This is a genomic window from Kitasatospora sp. NPDC058965 (genome assembly GCF_042741245.1).
Lineage (GTDB): Bacteria > Actinomycetota > Actinomycetes > Streptomycetales > Streptomycetaceae > Kitasatospora.
This window is the reverse complement of the sequence record NZ_JBHYKG010000097.1, coordinates 1-16,693: the sequence shown is the minus strand read 5'-3', so window position 1 is coordinate 16,693 and position 16,693 is coordinate 1. Positions and strand designations below refer to the sequence as shown.

The window sequence follows — 16,693 nt, the reverse complement described above, 5'->3', positions numbered from 1 at the left end:
GACGCGGAGCATGGCGGAGGCACTGATCATCGGCGTCGGGGGGCTGGAGCCGGAGGTGGACCCGAGCGCGTTCGTGGCGCCGACGGCCGTGGTGGTGGGCGCGGTGAAGCTGGGCGCGCGGGCGAGCGTGTGGTACCAGGCGGTGCTGCGCGGCGACGCCGAGTCGATCGCGATCGGCGAGGAGTCCAACATCCAGGACAACTGCACGGTGCACGCCGACCCCGGCTTCCGGGTGGAGCTGGGCCAGCGGGTCACGGTGGGCCACAACGCGGTGCTGCACGGCTGCGTGGTGGAGGACGACGTGCTGGTGGGGATGGGTGCCACGGTGCTCAACGGGGCCCGGATCGGGGCCGGTTCGCTGATCGCCGCCGGCGCGGTGGTGCAGCAGGGCACCCAGGTGCCGCCCGGTTCGATGGTGGCCGGGGTCCCGGCCCGGGTGAAGCGCCAGGTGACGCCCGACGAGCTGCTGAGCATCAAGGCCAACGCCGAGGGCTACCTGCTGCTGGCCGAGGCGCACGCGGCGAACCGGGCGTAGCGACGCGGGGTCGGGGCCCGCGCCGTGCGGACCCCGACCTCCGATCGCCCGGGCGGCCGTCAGATCCCGGGGCCGTCGTACGCCCCCCGGTTCGGCTTGGTGGTCGCCGAGACGGGGTTGCCCCACAGGTCCTGACCGCCGTTGCCGCTGACCACCGCGCCGTTCAGCAGACCCGGCGAGGTGCTGCGCAGGCGGTAGCCGGTCAGCGAGTCCAGCGTGTTCCCGCCGGTCCCGGGCGCGGTGAGGCCCGGGTCGCCGACGATCCCGTTGGCGGTGGGCCGCGGCACGTTCTGCCACATGTTCCACTCGTAGTCGATGCCCGAGCCGGTCGGCATGGTCGAGGTGCTGGTCCCGACCCAGATGTTGTTCCAGATGTGGCTGGTGGTGGGCCACTGGACCGTCAGCTTGGTGTTCGGGCAGTAGACCGTGTTGTTGTAGAACCAGAGGGTGGCCGAGTTGCCGGAGCTGATGATCCGGCAGTCGTTCTGCGCGACGTTGTAGCGCACGATCTCGGTCGGCGCGCCGGAGGTGCCGCAGCCGTCGCAGTTGAGGAAGAGCCCGCCGGCGTTGTCGTGGCTGTAGTTGTACTGCACCGTGCAGGTGCCGGTGTTGCCCCAGTCGCAGTCGAAGGCCTCGCTGTCGTAGACCGACATCACGCTGCCGTACACCACGTTGTGCTGCAGCACCGGGTTGTGGTCGCCGAGCACCCACATGCCGGCGAAGTTGCCGCCGGTCCAGGGGTAGCTGCCGGTGCCCAGGCCCGCCGCGGTGTTGTACTGGATCAGCGGCGACTCGGCGTAGGAGACGATGATGCCGTCCCCGCCGACCGCGCTGACCGTGTTCTGCTCGACCAGGATGCCGGTGCCCTGCGCGGTGAGCGCGCCGACCCGGACCTTGATGCCACCGCCACCGCAGTCGCTCACCCGGGTGTGGTGGACCGTCACGCCGTTGAGGGTGGAGCCGGTGCCGGTGGTGCCGAACCGGATGCAGGCGGAGTTGGCGAAGGCGGTGCCGTAGGTGCCCTTGTCGGTCTGGCCCGCCACGCCGTCCACGATCAGGCCGTCGACGTCGTAGCCGGTGTGGGCGGTGCCGTCGGTGGACTGGATCAGCAGGCCCTCGCGCTGGGCCAGGCTGCTCGCGTTGTCGGTCAGCTGGATCGCGCCGATGGTCCAGTGGTCCTGGTTGGTGAGGGTGAGCGCGTTCTCCGCGCCGTTGCCGTCGATCACCGGCGCGGCGCCGGTGCCGTAGGGGGCGATGGTGATCGGGGCGGCCGCGGTGCCGCTGCCGAGCGGGGCCAGGGTGCCGGTGCAGGTGGTGCCGGCGGCGATCGCGAGGGTGTCGCCGGGGGTGAACGTGACCGCGTTGACGGCGGCGACCGAGTTGTACGGCGCGGCCAGGCTGCCGTTGCCGTTGCCGGGCTGCGAGCAGTCCAGGTGGACCGTGGTGCCGGTGGCGCCGGCGGGGGCGGCGATCAGCACGGTGGCGGCCAGCACGGTCGCGGCGACGGCCGCGGCCCGCAGTGCGGTGAGTGCCCGGACTCTTCGCCCAGGTGCGTGGGTGCGCATCTCGGGTGCCCTTCTGGGGGTGGGGGTGGGGGCCACACCGTAGGAAGCTGCCGTGGATCGGGTCAAGACCGTTGGAGTATTCGATCTGATAATGATCAGAAAGGGATCGAATGATATTTCGACCTTGACTTTGATCGGATTCCGGTCCCACCATGGGCGCAGTGATCGGGTCGGCAGAGCGGAGCACCACCATGTCAGCGCCCCTGCGGGTGGTCCTCGCCCCGGGCCGCCACTGCGCCGGCCTCGACGCGGTCGAGGCGGCCCGGGCGCTGGCGGCGGGCTGGCGCTCGGTCCGGCCCGGCGACCGGCTGCTGGTGCGGCCGCTGGCCGACGGCGGCGCGGGCACCGTCGCGGCCGTCCTCGCCGGCCTGCCCGGCACCACCGTGCACCAGGTCCCCGGGTGCACCGGCGCGGACGCCCGACCGGTCACCGGCGCCTTCGCCCTGCTGCCCGACGGCACCGCCCTGGTCGAACTCGCCACCGCCAGCGGGCCCGCCCCGCTCGGCCGGCCCGGCCCGCCCGCCGCGACCACCCGGGGCACCGGCGAGACGCTCCGGGTCGCGCTCGGCCACGGCGTGCGGCGGGTGCTGATCGGGCTGGGGGACGCGGCCGGCGCCGACGGCGGCACCGGTCTGCTCGGCGCGCTCGGCCTGCGGGTACTGGACACCACCGGCCGCGTGCTGCCGGACGGCGGGGGCGAGCTGTTCCGGGCCGTCCGGGTGGACGCCACCGGCCTGGTCCCGCCGCCGCCCGGCGGCGTGCTGCTGCTCGCCGACCACGCCGGGCCGCTGCTCGGTCCGGACGGCGCCGCCGCCCGGACCGCCCTGCCAGCGGGCGCCGACGGCCCCCGGAGCGGCCGGCTGGAACGGGGGCTGGCCCGACTGTCCGGCCTGCTCGGCGGGGACCCGCTGGCCCCCGGCGCGGGCGCCGGGGGCGGTGCCGGCTACGGGCTGTCGGCCGGCTGGGGCGCCCGGCTGCGGCCGGGGTGCCAGGTGGTGGCCGAGCTGGTCGGGCTGGACGCGGCGATCGCGGCCGCCGACCTGGTGCTCACCGGCGGTCCGACCGCCACCGGGGAGGTGCTCGCCCGCGCGGCCCGGGCCGGTGTGGCGGCCGCGGTGGTGGACGGCCCGGGCCGGGTGGAGTCCGTTCGGGTCCGCACGACGGCGGCCGCCGGTCACCGCAGGTTGACCCGGCTGGCGGCCCAACTCGCCCTGCAGCAGAGCCAGTCCGCCACGCTGGCGGTCAGCGCCTGAACCGGGCCCGGGAAACGGGTGGTTTGACCCGCGCAGGACTGGGCATCAGCGGCTTCCCACCAGCGAGCGGACGGGAGCGCCAGATGGACGACAACACCGCGGCGGTCAGCAGCACGATCCCGGTCGAGCTGGTCTGCGCGGGCATCGGGGAGCGGATCACCTTCGACGCCACCTGGTGGTACGACGCCCAGGACCCCTTCGCGGTTCACGTGGACTTCCTGCTCCCGCTCGGCCTGACCGAGCGCTGGTCGTTCGGGCGCGACCTGCTGGCCGAGGGCCTGGAGGTCCCCACCGGACGCGGCGACGTCCTGATCGAGCCGGACGAGGACCACCGGCACGTGCTGCTCCAACTGCGCGGCGCCCACGGCTCCGCCCTGCTGCGCACCGAGGAGGCGAGCCTGTACGCCTTCCTGGACCGCAGCTACGCCCAGGTCCCGGCCGGCGCCGAGCAGTGCGAGGCGGACCTGGACCGCTGGCTGTCCGGCCTGCCCGACGGCTCCCAGTGACGGCTCGCCATGCGGTGGGCCCCGGGAAGACAGAGACTGGCGGCGTGAGCGAACACGTGTACCGAGGGTGGGCCACCCTGATCGACCGCGGCTTCGAGATCGCCGTGCACGCCGACCTGGTCGACCGCGGCGCCGCCCGCGGCGTCCACTGGGGCGGCCACGTGCAGGCCGACCGGGACGAGGACTTCGAACTGATGGCGCGGGTCGCGGACGGCCGGCTGCGGCTGCCCGGCGGCGACGAGGCCGCGTTCACGGCCGTGGTCAACGAGGTCGGTACCGGTGGTCTGGAGATCGCCGGTGAGGCTGCCGCACCGTTCTGACCCCGACCGGCGCTGGACCCGCGGCCTGCGCAGCGTCGCGGGTCAGATGTTCGCGCTCCAGGTCGTGGTGATCCTGCTGCTGGTGGTGGCCGCCGTGACGGCCCTGGTGCTGCAGTCCAAGCACGACAGCAGCCAGGAGGCGCGCAACCGCTCGCTGGCCGTGGCGCAGACCTTCGCGAACTCCCCGGGCATCGTCCCCGCGCTCGCCTCGCCCAACCCCACCGCCCTGCTGCAGGGGCCCGCCGAGGCCGCCCGGGTCGGCTCGGGCGTCGACTTCGTGGTGGTGCTGAGCACCGACGGCATCCGGTACACCCACCCCAACCCGGACCGGATCGGGCACAAGTTCGTCGGCACCTACCTGCCCGCCACCCAGGGCCACGTGGTGGTGGAGCAGGTCAACGGCACCCTCGGCCCGCTGGTGCAGGCCGTGGTGCCGGTCTACGGGCCCAACCACGTGGTGGTCGGCGAGGTCTCGGCCGGCATCACCATCGACAAGATCAGCGGGGTCGCCAACCACCAGCTGCCGCTGGTGCTCGGCGCCTCCGCCGCCGCGCTGGCGCTGGCCACCGCCGGGGCCGCGCTGGCCAGCCGCCGGCTGCGGCACCAGACCCACGGGCTCGGTCCGGAAGAGATGACCCGGATGTACGAGCACCACGACGCGGTGCTGCACGCGGTGCGCGAGGGCGTGCTGATCCTGGACCCGGACGGGCTGCTGCTGCTGGCCAACGACGAGGCCCGCCGGCTGCTGCCGCTGCCGCCCGAGGCCGAGGGCCGCGCGCTGGGGGACCTCGGCCTGCCCGAGGCGGCCGTCGCCCTGCTCGCCCCCGGCAGCGAGACCAGCGACGAGATGCTGGCCAGCGGCGACCGGCTGCTGCTGGTCAGCGTGCGCCCGATCAGCCGCGCGGGCGGGCCGCCGGGCACCGTCGCCACCCTGCGCGACTCCACCGAGCTGCACGCCGTCTCCGCCAAGGCGGTGGCCGCCCAGCGGAGGCTGCGGCTGCTCTACGACGCCACCGTGGCGATCGGCACCACGCTGGACGTCTCGCGCACCGCCGAGGAGCTCGCCCAGGTCGCGGTGCCCGGCTTCGCCGACTACGTCACCGTGGACCTGGCCGAGTCGGTGCTGCGCGGCGACGAACCCGGGCCGGGCGACACCGGCCGGGTGCGCCGCGCCGCGCTCGGCGGGATCCGCCCCGACCCGCCGTTCTACCCGGTCGGCGAGCGGATCAACGTGGTCCCCAGCACCCCGTGGGCGCGCACCCTGGACAGCGGCCGGCCCACCCTGGAGCGCGACCTGCGCACCGCCCGGTCCTGGCAGGACCAGGACCGGGAGCGGGCCCAGCAGGTGCTCGCGTTCGGCGTCCACTCGCTGCTGCGGATCCCGCTCAGGGCGCGCGGGGTGCGGCTGGGCACCGTGATGTTCTGGCGGTCCGAGCGGCCGGAGCCGTTCGACGAGGAGGACCTGGCGCTGGCCGTGGAGCTGGGCGCGCGGGCCGCCGTCGCGATCGACAACTCCCGCCGGTACGCCCGCGAGCACGCCATGGCCACCACGCTGCAGCGGTTCCTGCTGCCGCGCCGGCTGCCCGAGCAGGAGGCACTGGAGGTCGCCTACCGGTACCTGCCCGCCCAGGCGGGGGTGAGCGGCGACTGGTTCGACGTGATCCCGGTGCCCGGCGCCCGGGTCGCCCTGGTGGTCGGCGACGTGGTCGGGCACGGCCTGCACGCGGCGGCCACCATGGGCCGGCTGCGCACCGCCGTGCACACCTTCGCCACCCTGGACCTGCCGCCCGACGAGCTGCTCAGCCACCTGGACGACGTGGTCAACCGGCTGGACCTGGAGCGCGGCCCGGGCGACGGGGACGACGCGGGGGCCGGCGTGATCGGCGCCAGCTGCCTGTTCGCCGTCTACGACCCGGTGGAGCGCAGCTGCGTGATCGCCCGGGCCGGCCACCCGCCGCCCGCCGTGGTGCGCCCCGACGGCAGCGTGGAGTTCCTGGCGGTGCCGGCCGGCCCGCCGCTCGGGGTGGGCGGGCTGCCGTTCACCGCCGCCGAGTTCCAACTGGCCGAGGGCAGTCGGCTGGTGCTCTACACCGACGGCCTGGTGGAGGACCGGCTGCGCGACATCGACGAGGGCCTGGACCGGCTGCGGCGGGCGCTGGAGCGGGCCGAGCCCGAGCCGGAGGCCACCTGCGAGAGCGTGCTGGCCACCCTGATGCCCCCGCACCAGAGCGACGACATCGCCCTGCTGGTGGCCCGCACCCGGGTGCTGGCCGAGTCGCGGGTGGCCCGCTGGGTGGTGGCGGCCGACCCGGCGGCGGTGGCCGGGGTGCGGCGCGAGGTGAGCGAGCGGCTGGCCGGGTGGGGGCTGGCGGACCTGGCCTTCGCGACCGAGCTGATCCTCAGTGAGCTGCTCACCAACGCGATCCGGTACGCCGGCGAGCCGATCCAGGTGCGGCTGCTGCTGGACCGGGTGCTGATCTGCGAGGTCTGGGACGCCAGCAGCACCGCCCCGCACCTGCGCTACGCGGCCAGCACGGACGAGGGCGGGCGCGGGCTCTTCATGGTGGCCCAGCTGGCCGAGCGCTGGGGGACCAGGTACACCAGGGCCGGCAAGGTGATCTGGGCCGAGCAGCCGCTGCCCTGAGCCGGGCTGCTCGGCCCTGAGCCGGGCCGCGGCCCCGGTGCGGGCCGCTGTCCCGCGGCCCGGGTCGCCCCCGGTCAGCCGCGCGGCAGGGCGCCGCGGACCAGGGCGGCCTGGCCGGCGTGCTGCAGGTCGTCGGAGAGCGTCGAGACCAGCCGCACGCCCAGGGTGACCGGCGGGTCCCAGGCATCGTCCACCACGCGCGCGTAGTCCCGCTCGTGCAGGCCGGCCAGGTACGCCACGGTCTGCCGGTGGGTCGCCCCGTGGTAGCCGGCCAACTGCTCGGCGGTGGCGGTGAACCGGCCCACGTCGGCGCCGGAGTGGCCGTAGCCGCTGGCACCGGCCGGGTACGGCAGTGCGAAGGCGCGCTGCCAGCCCTGGGCCCGCCAGACCTCGGGCAGCTCGGCCACCGCCGCGACCTGGATGTCCTGGACCCGGGTCAGGTGCCAGACCAGCCAGCCGATCGGGTTGGTCCGCCCGTCCGCGCCGCGCCAGCCCAGCTCCTCCTCGGTCAACCCGTCCAGCACCTCGGCCACCACCTCCCGGACCCGCTCGAAGGAGTCGATCAGCAGCTTGGCGCTCGCGGCGGTCATGGGCGGTCCTTCCGTAGGGGGCGCTGACCCGATCTTCGCGCCCGCGCCGAAAACCGGTGGCCGCGCCGCGCCGGGGCTCTCTAGACTCGCCGACGACCGTGCGCCACAGGCGAATTGTGGCGCCCCACCGGAACGAGCGAGAGGAGACGGCGATGCGTGCGCACACCGCTGCCGTCGTCCCCGCGTCCCGGTTCGAGGTGATCCTGGTGTCCGGGGTCGCCCGGTGCCCGCTGCGCGGCCGGCACCGGAGCACCGCGACCCGCTGAGCGCGCGTCAGCCGACTGACGCCGAGCCGGGGAACCGCGGCAATCGCGCCGCCCACTCTCCGTTCCACCCCGAAAGGCCTCGGGCCATGCGCACCGACCTGCTCCGCACCACCGCCCCCGCCGACACCGCCACCGTGCGCAACCTGGGCATCCTCGCCCACGTGGACGCGGGCAAGACCACCCTGACCGAGCGGATCCTGTTCGCCACCGGCACCACGCACAAGCGCGGCGAGGTCCACGACGGCACCACCGTCACCGACTTCGACCCGCAGGAGCGCCAACGCGGCATCACCATCTTCGCCGCCGCGGTCAGCTGCGCCTGGGACGGGCACCGGATCAACCTGATCGACACGCCCGGCCACGTCGACTTCGCCGACGAGGTCGAGCGCTCGCTGCGGGTGCTGGACGGCGCCGTCGCGGTCTTCGACGCGGTGGCCGGGGTGGAGCCGCAGAGCGAGTCGGTCTGGCGGCAGGCGGACCGGCACGGCGTGCCGCGGATCGCCTTCGTCAACAAGCTCGACCGGACCGGCGCCGACCTGGACCGCGCGGTCCGCTCGATCCGCGAACGGCTGCACCCCGCACCGCTGGTGGTCCAGCTGCCGATCGGGGCCGAGGACGCCTTCACGGGCGTGGTCGACCTGGTCGGGATGCGGGCGCTGAGCTGGCCCGACGGCGGCGAACCCGTCGAGGGCCCGGTGCCCGCGGCGCTGCTGGCCGAGGCCGAGCGGCGGCGGGCGGCGCTGGTGGAGGCCGTGGCCGAGCTGCACCCCGAGGCGCTGGAGGAGTACGCGGCCACCGGCACCCTGGCACCCGCCGCGTTGACGGCGGCGCTGCGCGACCTGACCCGCACCGGCGAGGGCGTGGTGGTGCTGTGCGGATCGGCCTACCGCAACCGGGGCGTCGAGCCGTTGCTGGCCGCGGTGGTGGCGTACCTGCCGTCGCCGCTGGACCTGCCGGCGGTGCGCGGCACCCTGGACGGCCGGGACGAGGAGCGCCCGGCCGACCCGGCGGCGCCGTTCGCCGGGCTGGTCTTCAAGGTCCACCAGTCGGCCACCGGCCGGCTGACCTACCTGCGGGTCTACTCCGGCACGGTGCGGAAGGGAGAGAGCGTGTTCGACTCGGGCGCCCGGCGCACCGAGCGGATCGGGCGGATCCTGCGGGTGCAGGCCGACCGGCACTTCGAGGTCGACCTGGCCGTGGCCGGGGACATCGTCGCGGTGATCGGGCTCAAGGCCGCCCGGACCGGCGCGACGCTCTGCGCCCCCGGCGCGCCGCTGCTGCTGGAGCCGCCGACCGTGGCGGACCCGGTGGTGACGGTCGCGGTGGAGGCCCGGCGGCGCACCGACAGCGACAAGCTGACGACCGCGCTGGCCCGGCTCGCCGAGGAGGACCCGTCGCTGGTCGTGCGGACCGATCCGGAGACCGGCCAGACCGTGCTCTCCGGCATGGGCGAGCTGCACCTGGAGGTGGCGGTGGAGAAGCTGCGCCAGGCCGGCGGGCCCGAGCTGACGGTGGGTCGGCCGAAGGTCTCCTACCGGGAGACGGTCGGCCGTGGCGTCGGCGGCGTGGTGCACCGGCACGTCAAGCAGGACGGCGGGGCGGGCCAGTTCGCGCACCTGGTGCTGGACGTCGAGCCGTGGCAGGACGGGGAGTTCGCCTTCGCCTCGACGGTCACCGGCGGGCGGGTCCCGGCGGAGTACGTGCGCGCCGTCGAGGCGGGCTGCCGGGACGCGCTGCTGGACGGCCCGCTGGGCGGCCACCAGGTGACCGGGCTGCGGGTGGTGCTGACGGACGGGGCGACCCATCCGAAGGACTCCTCGGAGCTCGCGTTCCGCACGGCCGGGCGCAACGGCCTGCGGGAGGCGCTGCGGCGGTGCGTGATGGTGCTGCTGGAGCCGGTCGCGGAGGTGACGGTGACGGTCCCGGAGGAGTCCGTGGGCTCGGTGCTCGGCGACCTCGCGGCCCGCCGGGGCCGGGTCACCGACCAGGCGGTCCGCTCGGGCACCGCCGTGGTCACCGCCACGGTCCCGCTGGCCGAACTCTTCGGCTACGCGACCCGGTTGCGCAGCCGCACCCAGGGGCGCGGCACGTTCACCACCCGCCCGGCGGGCTACGCCCCGGCGCCGGCGGAGCGGTGACGAAGGGGCGGGTCCCCGGGCACGAGCCCGGGGGCCCGCCCGGTCCGCGTTGGGCCGTTCGGGGGTCGCACCGCCACGCGGGCGGTCCCGGCTCGTTGGTCAGCGCATGACGCTGACCACGGGAACCCGGATGGCGGCCGCGGCGGTGACCGCCGCCCTCGCCGTGCTGGCCGGCGCACCGGCCGCCACGGCCGAGAGCCTCGGCGGCCCCGCCCCCACGCCCGCGGAGGCGGCCCGCCCGATGACCGAACGGGTACCGGACCTGGTGGTGACCACGGCCAAGGACGGTGCCGCGGGCCTGGTGGGCGGCCGTGCCTGAGTCATTCGGCGCCGACCGGTGGGCTGTTGGCGCGCAATCGCGGGGCCGAGTCCGCCGCAGGCCGTAGTCGCCCGGGGTTGCGGCGAGTACGGTGAGCCGCATGATGCTACTTGCCGGTAGGCGTTGCTACAACGTCCTCAACCCGCTGCACTCGATGATCTACTTCGCGCCGGAGGCCCAGGCGGAGTTCACCGCGCTGGGGCTCTCGCGCGGGGCGATGAGCTACTTCGCCGGGCGGGCGGCCGCGATGGGGCGGATCGGGCCCGGGGCGGTGGTGGGCACGTTCTACAACTACAGCCCGGAGCTGGTCGCCCGGCACCTGCCCGCGCTCTGGGAGATCGCGGCGCCCGAGGCGGTGCTGGCGGCCCGGCTGCGCGCGGTGGCGGCGGCGCAGCAGCGGACGCTGGGGGCGGAGCTGCTGGCCTCGGCCGAGCTCGCGGAGGCGGCCGAACTGGCGCTGCGGGCCGCCGGGGCCTGCACGGCGCCCGGTCGGCCGCTGTACGCCGCGCACGCGGACCAGCCGGTCCCCGAGGAGCCGGGGGCGGCGCTGTGGTGGGCGGCCACGCTGCTGCGCGAGCACCGCGGCGACGGGCACCTGGCCGCGCTGCTGGACGCCGAGTTGGACGGCCTGGAGGCACTGATCAGCCACACTGCGACCGGGAAGGGGTTCCTGCCGGAGGCGGCGCGGGCCACCCGGGGGTGGAGCGAGCAGGAGTGGGCCGCGGGGGAGGAGCGGCTGCGCGGGCGCGGGCTGCTGGACGCGGCGGGCGAGCTGACCGAGGCCGGCGAGCAGTTGCGCCAGCAGATCGAGGACCGCACCGACCGGCTGGCCGCGGCCCCCTACCGCGCGCTGGGCGAGGCCGGGGTGGCCCGGCTCACCGAGCTGGCGGGCAAGCTGACGGCGGCGAGCGTGGCCAACGGGGCGTTCCCGGGCGGCGTCTTCGCGGCGGGCGTGGGGCGCGCGAAGGCCAAGGACTGACCCCGGAGCCCGGAGCCCGGAGCCCCGGGTCCGGGGTCCGCGGGTCGACCGCAGACGTGGGCCGCGCCGCTCAGCCGGGGTCGAGCAGCGCGGCCGCCTGCTCCCGGGCCTGCCGCAGCCAGTCGGCCCGGTCGGCGGCGGGGGAGTCGGTCACGGTGCGGAAGACCGTGCGCCGTACGTCGGTGACGCCGACGTACGGCAGCACGCAGGCCGCCCAGATCCGCTCCAGCGGGTCGCCGAACTCGGCGCGCTCCCGGGCCCCGGGCGTGTCCGAGGTGTTGAGCACCAGGGCCCGCCCGGCCCGGAGCAGGCCGGCCGGCTCGCCGTCGGCGGTGCCGAGCTTGTAGGCGACGCCGGGCACCAGGACCCGCTGCACCCAGCCGACCAGTACGGCGGGCGGCATGCCCCACCAGTTGGGGTGGATCAGCACCAGCGCGTCCAGGGTGGCCACCTCGGCGCGGTGCAGGGCGAGTTGGGGGTCATCGGGAGTGTCGGCGGCGGTCACCGTGCCGGTCTCGGCCGCGGTGAGCAGCGGGGCGAAGCCGGCGGCGTACAGGTCGTGGGCCCGCACCTCGCAGCCGCGGCCGCGCAGTTCGTCGACCACGGCCTCGAACAGCGCGTGGTTGAAGCTGCCGGGGCGCGGGTGCGCCAGGTAGACCCCGATCCGCTGCACGTGCCCGCCTCCCCCGCGTGGTTGCCCACCGATGCTACGGCCCGCGGCGCTCAGGCCAACAGTCGGACCCGCACCGGGGTGCGCAGGTCCTGCTCGCCGCCGCTGGCCAGCATCCGGACCTCGCCGCGCTCGCTGATCTCGGCGCGCACGATGCCGGTCGGGTCGGCGTAGACCGGGTGCCCGCCCGGGCCGGTGGCGCCGGTGGCGGCGACCACCACGACGTCACCGGGCAGCCGGGCGGCCCCGAAGGTGAGTTCGTACCGCTTGCCGGTGCCCATCCTGCTGCCTCCTCCGTACACCCCCGCTCAGGATACGGCGGGTCGGGGCCGGGTGCGGGAAGCAGCTGTGGAAGCGCTCCCATCTGGCTATGCTCGGCGCATGGCCAACAGAGCGATCATCCGTCCCTACCGCCCCACCGACCGCGCGGCGCTGGCCGACATCTGCGTGCGCACCGGGTTGGCGGGCGGGGACTCGCGCGAGGTGTACCCGGACCCGGAGCTGCTGCCCAGCATCTTCGCCGAGCCGTACGCCGTGCTGGAGCCCGGCCTCGCGTTCGTGGTCGACGACGGGGAGCGGGCGGTCGGCTACGTCCTCGGCGCCGCGGACACCGGGGAGTTCGTTCGCCGGTTCCGGGGCGAGTGGCTGCCCCGGGTGGCCGAGCGGCTGCCCAGGCCGGCCGGCGCGCCGCGGACGCCGAGCGAGCAGATGGCCGAGCTGCTGCACACCCCGGAGCGGATGCTGGTGCCGGCCCTCGCGGACTACCCCGCGCACCTGCACATCGACCTGCTGCCGAGCCATCAGCGGGTCGGCTACGGGCGGGAGCTGATGGCCACCCTGCTGGCCGCGCTGCGGGAGCGCGGCGCCGACCGGGTCCACCTCGGCATGCTCACCGCCAACACCCCGGCCGGTGCCTTCTACCGCCGCCTGAGCTTCCACGAGATCCCGGTCCCGGACGCCGGCGAGCTGACCTACTTCGGTCGGGGCACCGACCCGGAGGATCTTGCGGGAAGTTTCTGAAAGTTCTTGCACCCGCGCTCTCCCGCCTGCTTGACTCGGCCGGCCGACAGCGGAGAGGGGGCGCCCCATGCGCGCCGAGTACGACGTGCTGGTCCTGGGCGGGGCAGGGGTGGACACCATCGTCCACGTGCCGGAACTGCCGCTCCCGTACGCCGACAGCTACCTGGTCCCGGGCATCGTGACCAGGGCCGGCCAGACCGGGGACATGGTCGCGCTCGGCCTGCACGCGCTGGGCCTGCGGGTGCACCACCTGGACCTGCTCGGCGACGACCCGGAGGGCGAGCTGGTCCGCGCCCTGCACCGGGAGCACGGGGTGCCGCTGACCGCCCTGCCGCACCCCGGCGGCACCAAACGCGCCGTCAACCTGGTGGGCCCCGACGGCCGTCGCCTCTCGCTCTACGACGGCTCCCGGGGCGGCGCGCCCGACAGCCTGCCCGGACCGGTGGTGGCCGAGCTGGCCCGGGCCGGCCGGCACGTCCACGTGTCGATCAGCCACCCGTGCGCCGACGCGCTCCCGGTGCTGCGCGGGGCCGGTGCCACCGTCTCCACCGACCTGCACGACTGGGACGGCCGGAACCCGTACCACGAGGACTTCGCCCGCCAGGCCGACCTGGTCTTCCTGTCCGCCGCCGCGCTCGCCGACCCCGAGGCGACCATGCGCCGGATCGCCGGCTACGGGCGGGCCCGGGCGGTGGTGGCCACGGCCGGCGCGGCCGGCGCCCACCTGCTGGTCGACGGCACCGTCCGCCACGTCCCCCCGGTCGAGCCGCCCGCCCCGGTGGTGGACTCCAACGGCGCCGGCGACGCCTTCGCCTGCGGCTTCCTGTACGGCTGGCTGAACGGCGAGCCGCCGGCCCGCTGCGCGGAGTACGGCGCCCGGGCCGGGGCCTTCGCCTGTACGGTGCCCGCCACCCGGGCGGCGTTCGCCACCCGCGCGCAGGTGGCGGCCGGCGCGGGCTGCTGACGGTCCGTCGCCGGCCCTGGGATAGGTTCGCCGGCAGAACATCCGACCGTACGGGGACAGGAGTGGCATGGCCGTCATCCACCACACGACGCTGACACCGACCAAGCTGGAGTTGATCGCCGCGTGGCTGCCGAAGCAGCCGTGGTACCGCGGGACCGGGGCGGAACCGGCCAGGTCCGGCGGGTTCCGGCTGGACGACCCGGCGGGGGAGGTGGGGATCGAGTTCATGGTGGTCACCGAGGGGTCGGAGGCGTACCTGGTGCCGATGACCTACCGGGGCGCCCCGCTGGCCGGCGCCGACGCCGCGCTGATCGGGACCACCGAGCACGGCGTGCTGGGCACCCGCTGGGTCTACGACGGGACGCAGGACCCGGTGCTGCTCGCGCAGTTGCGCGAGCTGCTGGCCGGCCGCACGGTCGCCCAGGCGCAGAGCGAGTCGGACACCCCGGACCCGACCGTGCAGGTCGAGCCCGCCGAGGGCGGTGAGCTGCGGGTCCACCGGGTGCTCGGCGAGCCGGACCCCGCCGGGGTGCGGGGCCGGGTCACGGCCGGCTGGCAGCGGGCCGACGGCACCGCCGGCCGGGCCGTGTTCGCCGTGCTGACCGGCGCGGACACGGACTGACGGACCGTCAGCAGGGGCGGGCGGTGCGCCGGCCCCTGCTGACATCGGGTCCAGCAACGGTTGTCTTGCCTTCATCTTGACGCCACATTGTTACTGGACAGTTGACACCTATGTGTCGCAGAGTCTCCGGCGCTGGAGTTGTACAGCTTTCTTCCCGGAGGCATCCGTGACCCCCGTCACTCGTCGTACCTTCCTCGGCTCCGCCGCCGCCCTCGGCGCGGCTGTCGGCCTGGACGCCCTGCCCGGTACCGCAGCCCGCGCGAGCGCGGCCACCACCGGGACGATCCGCGACGTCAAGCACGTCGTGGTGCTGATGCAGGAGAACCGCAGCTTCGACCACTACTTCGGCGCGCTGAAGGGCGTGCGCGGGTTCGGCGACCGCGCCACCATCCAGCTCTCCGGCGGCTACAACGTCTTCAACCAGCCCAACGGCAGCGGCCGGCAGTACCCGTGGCAGCTGAGCGCCACCAGCACCTGGTGGTGGGGGGTGAGCAAGGAGCAGCTGGCGCAGTGCGACGGCTCGCTCGACCACTCCTGGGGCACCCAGCACAGCGCCTGGAACAACGGCAGAATGGACTCCTGGATCTCGGCCAAGGGCTCGGACCGGACCATGGGCTTCATGAACCGGTCGGACATCCCGTTCCACTACGCGCTGGCCGACGCCTACACCATCTGCGACGCCTACCACTGCTCGATCCTGTCGGCGACCGGCCCGAACCGCACCTACCTGTGGTCCGGCACCATCGACCCGGCCGGCACCGCGGGCGGCCCGGCCTACGACGGCGGCGACGAGAAGGGCCTGCACTGGCAGACCTACGCCGAGGCGCTGCAGAACGCCGGCGTCAGCTGGAAGGTCTACCAGAACGCCTCCGACAACTTCGGCGACAACGCGCTGGCCTACTTCAACCAGTTCACCGGCGCGGCGAGCGGCAGCCCGCTGGCGCAGCGCGGGATGGGATCGGTGCCGTCCACCGGCTCCACGCCGGACGACATCGCGGCCGCGATCCGCGCCGACTCGGTGGCCGGCACGCTGCCGCAGGTCTCCTGGGTGGTCTCCAACCAGCTCTTCTCCGAGCACCCGGACGGACCGCCGGAGAACGGCGCGCACTTCATCAACCTGGTGCTGCAGGCGCTGGCCGCCAACCCGGACACCTTCAACTCCACCGCGCTGTTCCTCAACTACGACGAGAACGACGGCTTCTTCGACCACGTGCCGCCGCCGGCCGCGCCGGCCGGCACCGCCGGGGAGTTCTACAACGGCACCAACATCGGCCTGGGCTTCCGGGTCCCGATGGTCATCGCCTCGCCGTGGACCCGCGGCGGTTGGGTCGACTCGCAGGTCTACGACCACACCAGCGTGATCCGGTTCCTGGAGACCTGGACCGCGGCGCTCGGCACCCCGGCCGTCTGCCCCAACATCAGCACCTGGCGCCGCCAGGTCTGCGGCGACCTGACCGGCGCCTTCGACTTCGCCAACCCGGTCTACGGCCTGCCCGCGCTGCCCGACACCAGCGCCACCATCAGCCAGGCCACCGCCAACCTGCAGATCAACCCGAGCCCGGGCACCAACGCGATGCCCGCCCAGGAGGCGGGGACCAAGCCGGCCCGCGCGCTGCCGTACCAGCCCAACGCCTGGGTGGACCGGATCGAGTACGACGCCAACGGCAAGGTGCTGCTCTGGATCGACATGGCCAACCAGGGCCCGCAGGCCACCGCCTGGGCGCACTACTCGATCTACGCGAACGCCTACCGCAGCGGCGGCCCGTGGCAGTACACGGTGGCCCCGGCCGCCAACGGCACCGACGGCAGCACCAGCGACTTCTTCAACGTGGGTGCCGGCTTCGGCGAGGGCCAGTACGACCTCACCTGCGTGGGCCCCAACCGCTTCCTGCGCCGCTTCACCGGCAACGCCAACGGGGCCGGCAAGACCGCCGAGGCCACCACCTCGTACGCGCCGGCGCCGGACACCGGCAAGGGGGCGGTCTGGTTCACCATGACCAACACCGGCAGCAGCACGGTGACCTTCACCGTCACCTCGAACTACTACCGCAGCGGCTCCTGGACCTACCAGGTCGCCCCGGGGGCCTCGACCTCCGACTTCTTCAACAACGTGGCGATCTGCAACGGCTGGTACGACTTCACCGTCACGGTGAGCAGCGACCCGTCCTGGAGCCGGCGCGCCATGGGGCACATCGAGACCGGCTCGGCCAGCATCAGCGGCTGATCCCGTCGCGGGGGGGCGGTCACGGCCGGACGGGTGGCGTGCGGCCGGCGGTCCGCCTTGGGCCGCCGGTGTGAGGGC

The 16,693-nt window shown here is 74.9% G+C and carries 16 protein-coding genes; 12 read left to right on the top strand and 4 right to left on the bottom strand.

Going from position 1 to position 16,693, the window contains the following annotated elements; translation table 11 throughout:
- Positions 1-10: 10 nt before the first annotated feature.
- On the top strand, positions 11-535 hold the full coding sequence (locus tag ACFW1A_RS18120; protein WP_380410087.1) for a gamma carbonic anhydrase family protein: 525 nt from the start codon (positions 11-13) through the stop codon (positions 533-535).
- A 59-nt stretch (positions 536-594) separates the two neighbouring features.
- Here the strand turns inward: ACFW1A_RS18120 and ACFW1A_RS18115 are convergent, their stop codons facing one another.
- A complete protein-coding gene (locus tag ACFW1A_RS18115) occupies positions 595-2,100 on the bottom strand; it encodes a right-handed parallel beta-helix repeat-containing protein (protein ID WP_380410086.1) in 1,506 nt (501 codons plus the stop codon).
- A 191-nt stretch (positions 2,101-2,291) separates the two neighbouring features.
- Here ACFW1A_RS18115 and ACFW1A_RS18110 point away from each other — a divergent pair, with 191 nt between their 5' ends.
- The 4 genes from ACFW1A_RS18110 to ACFW1A_RS18095 all read left to right on the top strand — a co-directional run bounded on the left by ACFW1A_RS18110 (position 2,292) and on the right by ACFW1A_RS18095 (position 6,823).
- Positions 2,292-3,353: a glycerate kinase gene (locus ACFW1A_RS18110; protein WP_380410085.1), complete on the top strand. Its 1,062-nt coding sequence runs from the start codon at positions 2,292-2,294 to the stop codon at positions 3,351-3,353.
- A gap of 83 nt (positions 3,354-3,436) precedes the next feature.
- Complete coding sequence (locus ACFW1A_RS18105) at positions 3,437-3,859, top strand: SsgA family sporulation/cell division regulator (RefSeq protein ID WP_380410084.1); 423 nt, start codon at positions 3,437-3,439, stop codon at positions 3,857-3,859.
- A 44-nt stretch (positions 3,860-3,903) separates the two neighbouring features.
- Positions 3,904-4,179 carry a hypothetical protein gene (locus ACFW1A_RS18100; protein WP_380410083.1) on the top strand — a complete coding sequence of 92 codons (276 nt, stop codon included), beginning with the start codon at positions 3,904-3,906 and terminating at the stop codon, positions 4,177-4,179.
- 46 nt (positions 4,180-4,225) lie between these two features.
- A complete protein-coding gene (locus tag ACFW1A_RS18095; RefSeq protein WP_380410096.1) occupies positions 4,226-6,823 on the top strand; it encodes a SpoIIE family protein phosphatase in 2,598 nt (865 codons plus the stop codon).
- Positions 6,824-6,897: 74 nt separating this feature from the next.
- Here the strand turns inward: ACFW1A_RS18095 and ACFW1A_RS18090 are convergent, their stop codons facing one another.
- Positions 6,898-7,413 (bottom strand): DinB family protein, encoded by a 516-nt coding sequence (locus tag ACFW1A_RS18090; protein WP_380410082.1) that lies wholly within the window; start codon positions 7,411-7,413, stop codon positions 6,898-6,900.
- Positions 7,414-7,765: 352 nt separating this feature from the next.
- On the opposite strand from ACFW1A_RS18090, the gene fusA reads away from it, so the two are divergent.
- From fusA to ACFW1A_RS18075, 3 genes are all read left to right on the top strand, one after another.
- The gene (fusA, locus tag ACFW1A_RS18085) at positions 7,766-9,817 is read left to right on the top strand and encodes an elongation factor G (RefSeq protein ID WP_380410081.1); all 2,052 of its coding nucleotides are present in this window, start codon (positions 7,766-7,768) and stop codon (positions 9,815-9,817) included.
- Positions 9,818-9,923: 106 nt separating this feature from the next.
- On the top strand, positions 9,924-10,136 hold the full coding sequence (locus ACFW1A_RS18080) for a hypothetical protein (protein WP_380410080.1): 213 nt from the start codon (positions 9,924-9,926) through the stop codon (positions 10,134-10,136).
- Between the two features lie 100 nt (positions 10,137-10,236).
- Positions 10,237-11,115 (top strand): hypothetical protein, encoded by an 879-nt coding sequence (locus tag ACFW1A_RS18075; RefSeq protein ID WP_380410079.1) that lies wholly within the window; start codon positions 10,237-10,239, stop codon positions 11,113-11,115.
- A 70-nt stretch (positions 11,116-11,185) separates the two neighbouring features.
- On the opposite strand, the gene ACFW1A_RS18070 is transcribed toward ACFW1A_RS18075, so the two are convergent.
- Complete coding sequence (locus tag ACFW1A_RS18070; RefSeq protein ID WP_380410078.1) at positions 11,186-11,788, bottom strand: NAD(P)H-dependent oxidoreductase; 603 nt, start codon at positions 11,786-11,788, stop codon at positions 11,186-11,188.
- A gap of 50 nt (positions 11,789-11,838) precedes the next feature.
- On the bottom strand, positions 11,839-12,066 hold the full coding sequence (locus ACFW1A_RS18065) for a DUF6296 family protein (protein ID WP_380410077.1): 228 nt from the start codon (positions 12,064-12,066) through the stop codon (positions 11,839-11,841).
- Between the two features lie 100 nt (positions 12,067-12,166).
- Between ACFW1A_RS18065 and ACFW1A_RS18060 the strand changes: the two genes are divergently transcribed.
- From ACFW1A_RS18060 to ACFW1A_RS18045, 4 genes are all read left to right on the top strand, one after another.
- Positions 12,167-12,805, top strand: a complete 639-nt coding sequence (locus tag ACFW1A_RS18060) for a GNAT family N-acetyltransferase (RefSeq protein ID WP_380410076.1) — start codon at positions 12,167-12,169, stop codon at positions 12,803-12,805.
- A 67-nt stretch (positions 12,806-12,872) separates the two neighbouring features.
- Positions 12,873-13,769 carry a PfkB family carbohydrate kinase gene (locus tag ACFW1A_RS18055; RefSeq protein WP_380410075.1) on the top strand — a complete coding sequence of 299 codons (897 nt, stop codon included), beginning with the start codon at positions 12,873-12,875 and terminating at the stop codon, positions 13,767-13,769.
- 67 nt (positions 13,770-13,836) lie between these two features.
- A complete protein-coding gene (locus ACFW1A_RS18050) occupies positions 13,837-14,391 on the top strand; it encodes a 1,4-alpha-glucan branching protein (RefSeq protein ID WP_380410074.1) in 555 nt (184 codons plus the stop codon).
- Between the two features lie 166 nt (positions 14,392-14,557).
- Positions 14,558-16,615: a phosphocholine-specific phospholipase C gene (locus tag ACFW1A_RS18045; protein ID WP_380410073.1), complete on the top strand. Its 2,058-nt coding sequence runs from the start codon at positions 14,558-14,560 to the stop codon at positions 16,613-16,615.
- Positions 16,616-16,693 lie beyond the last annotated feature (78 nt).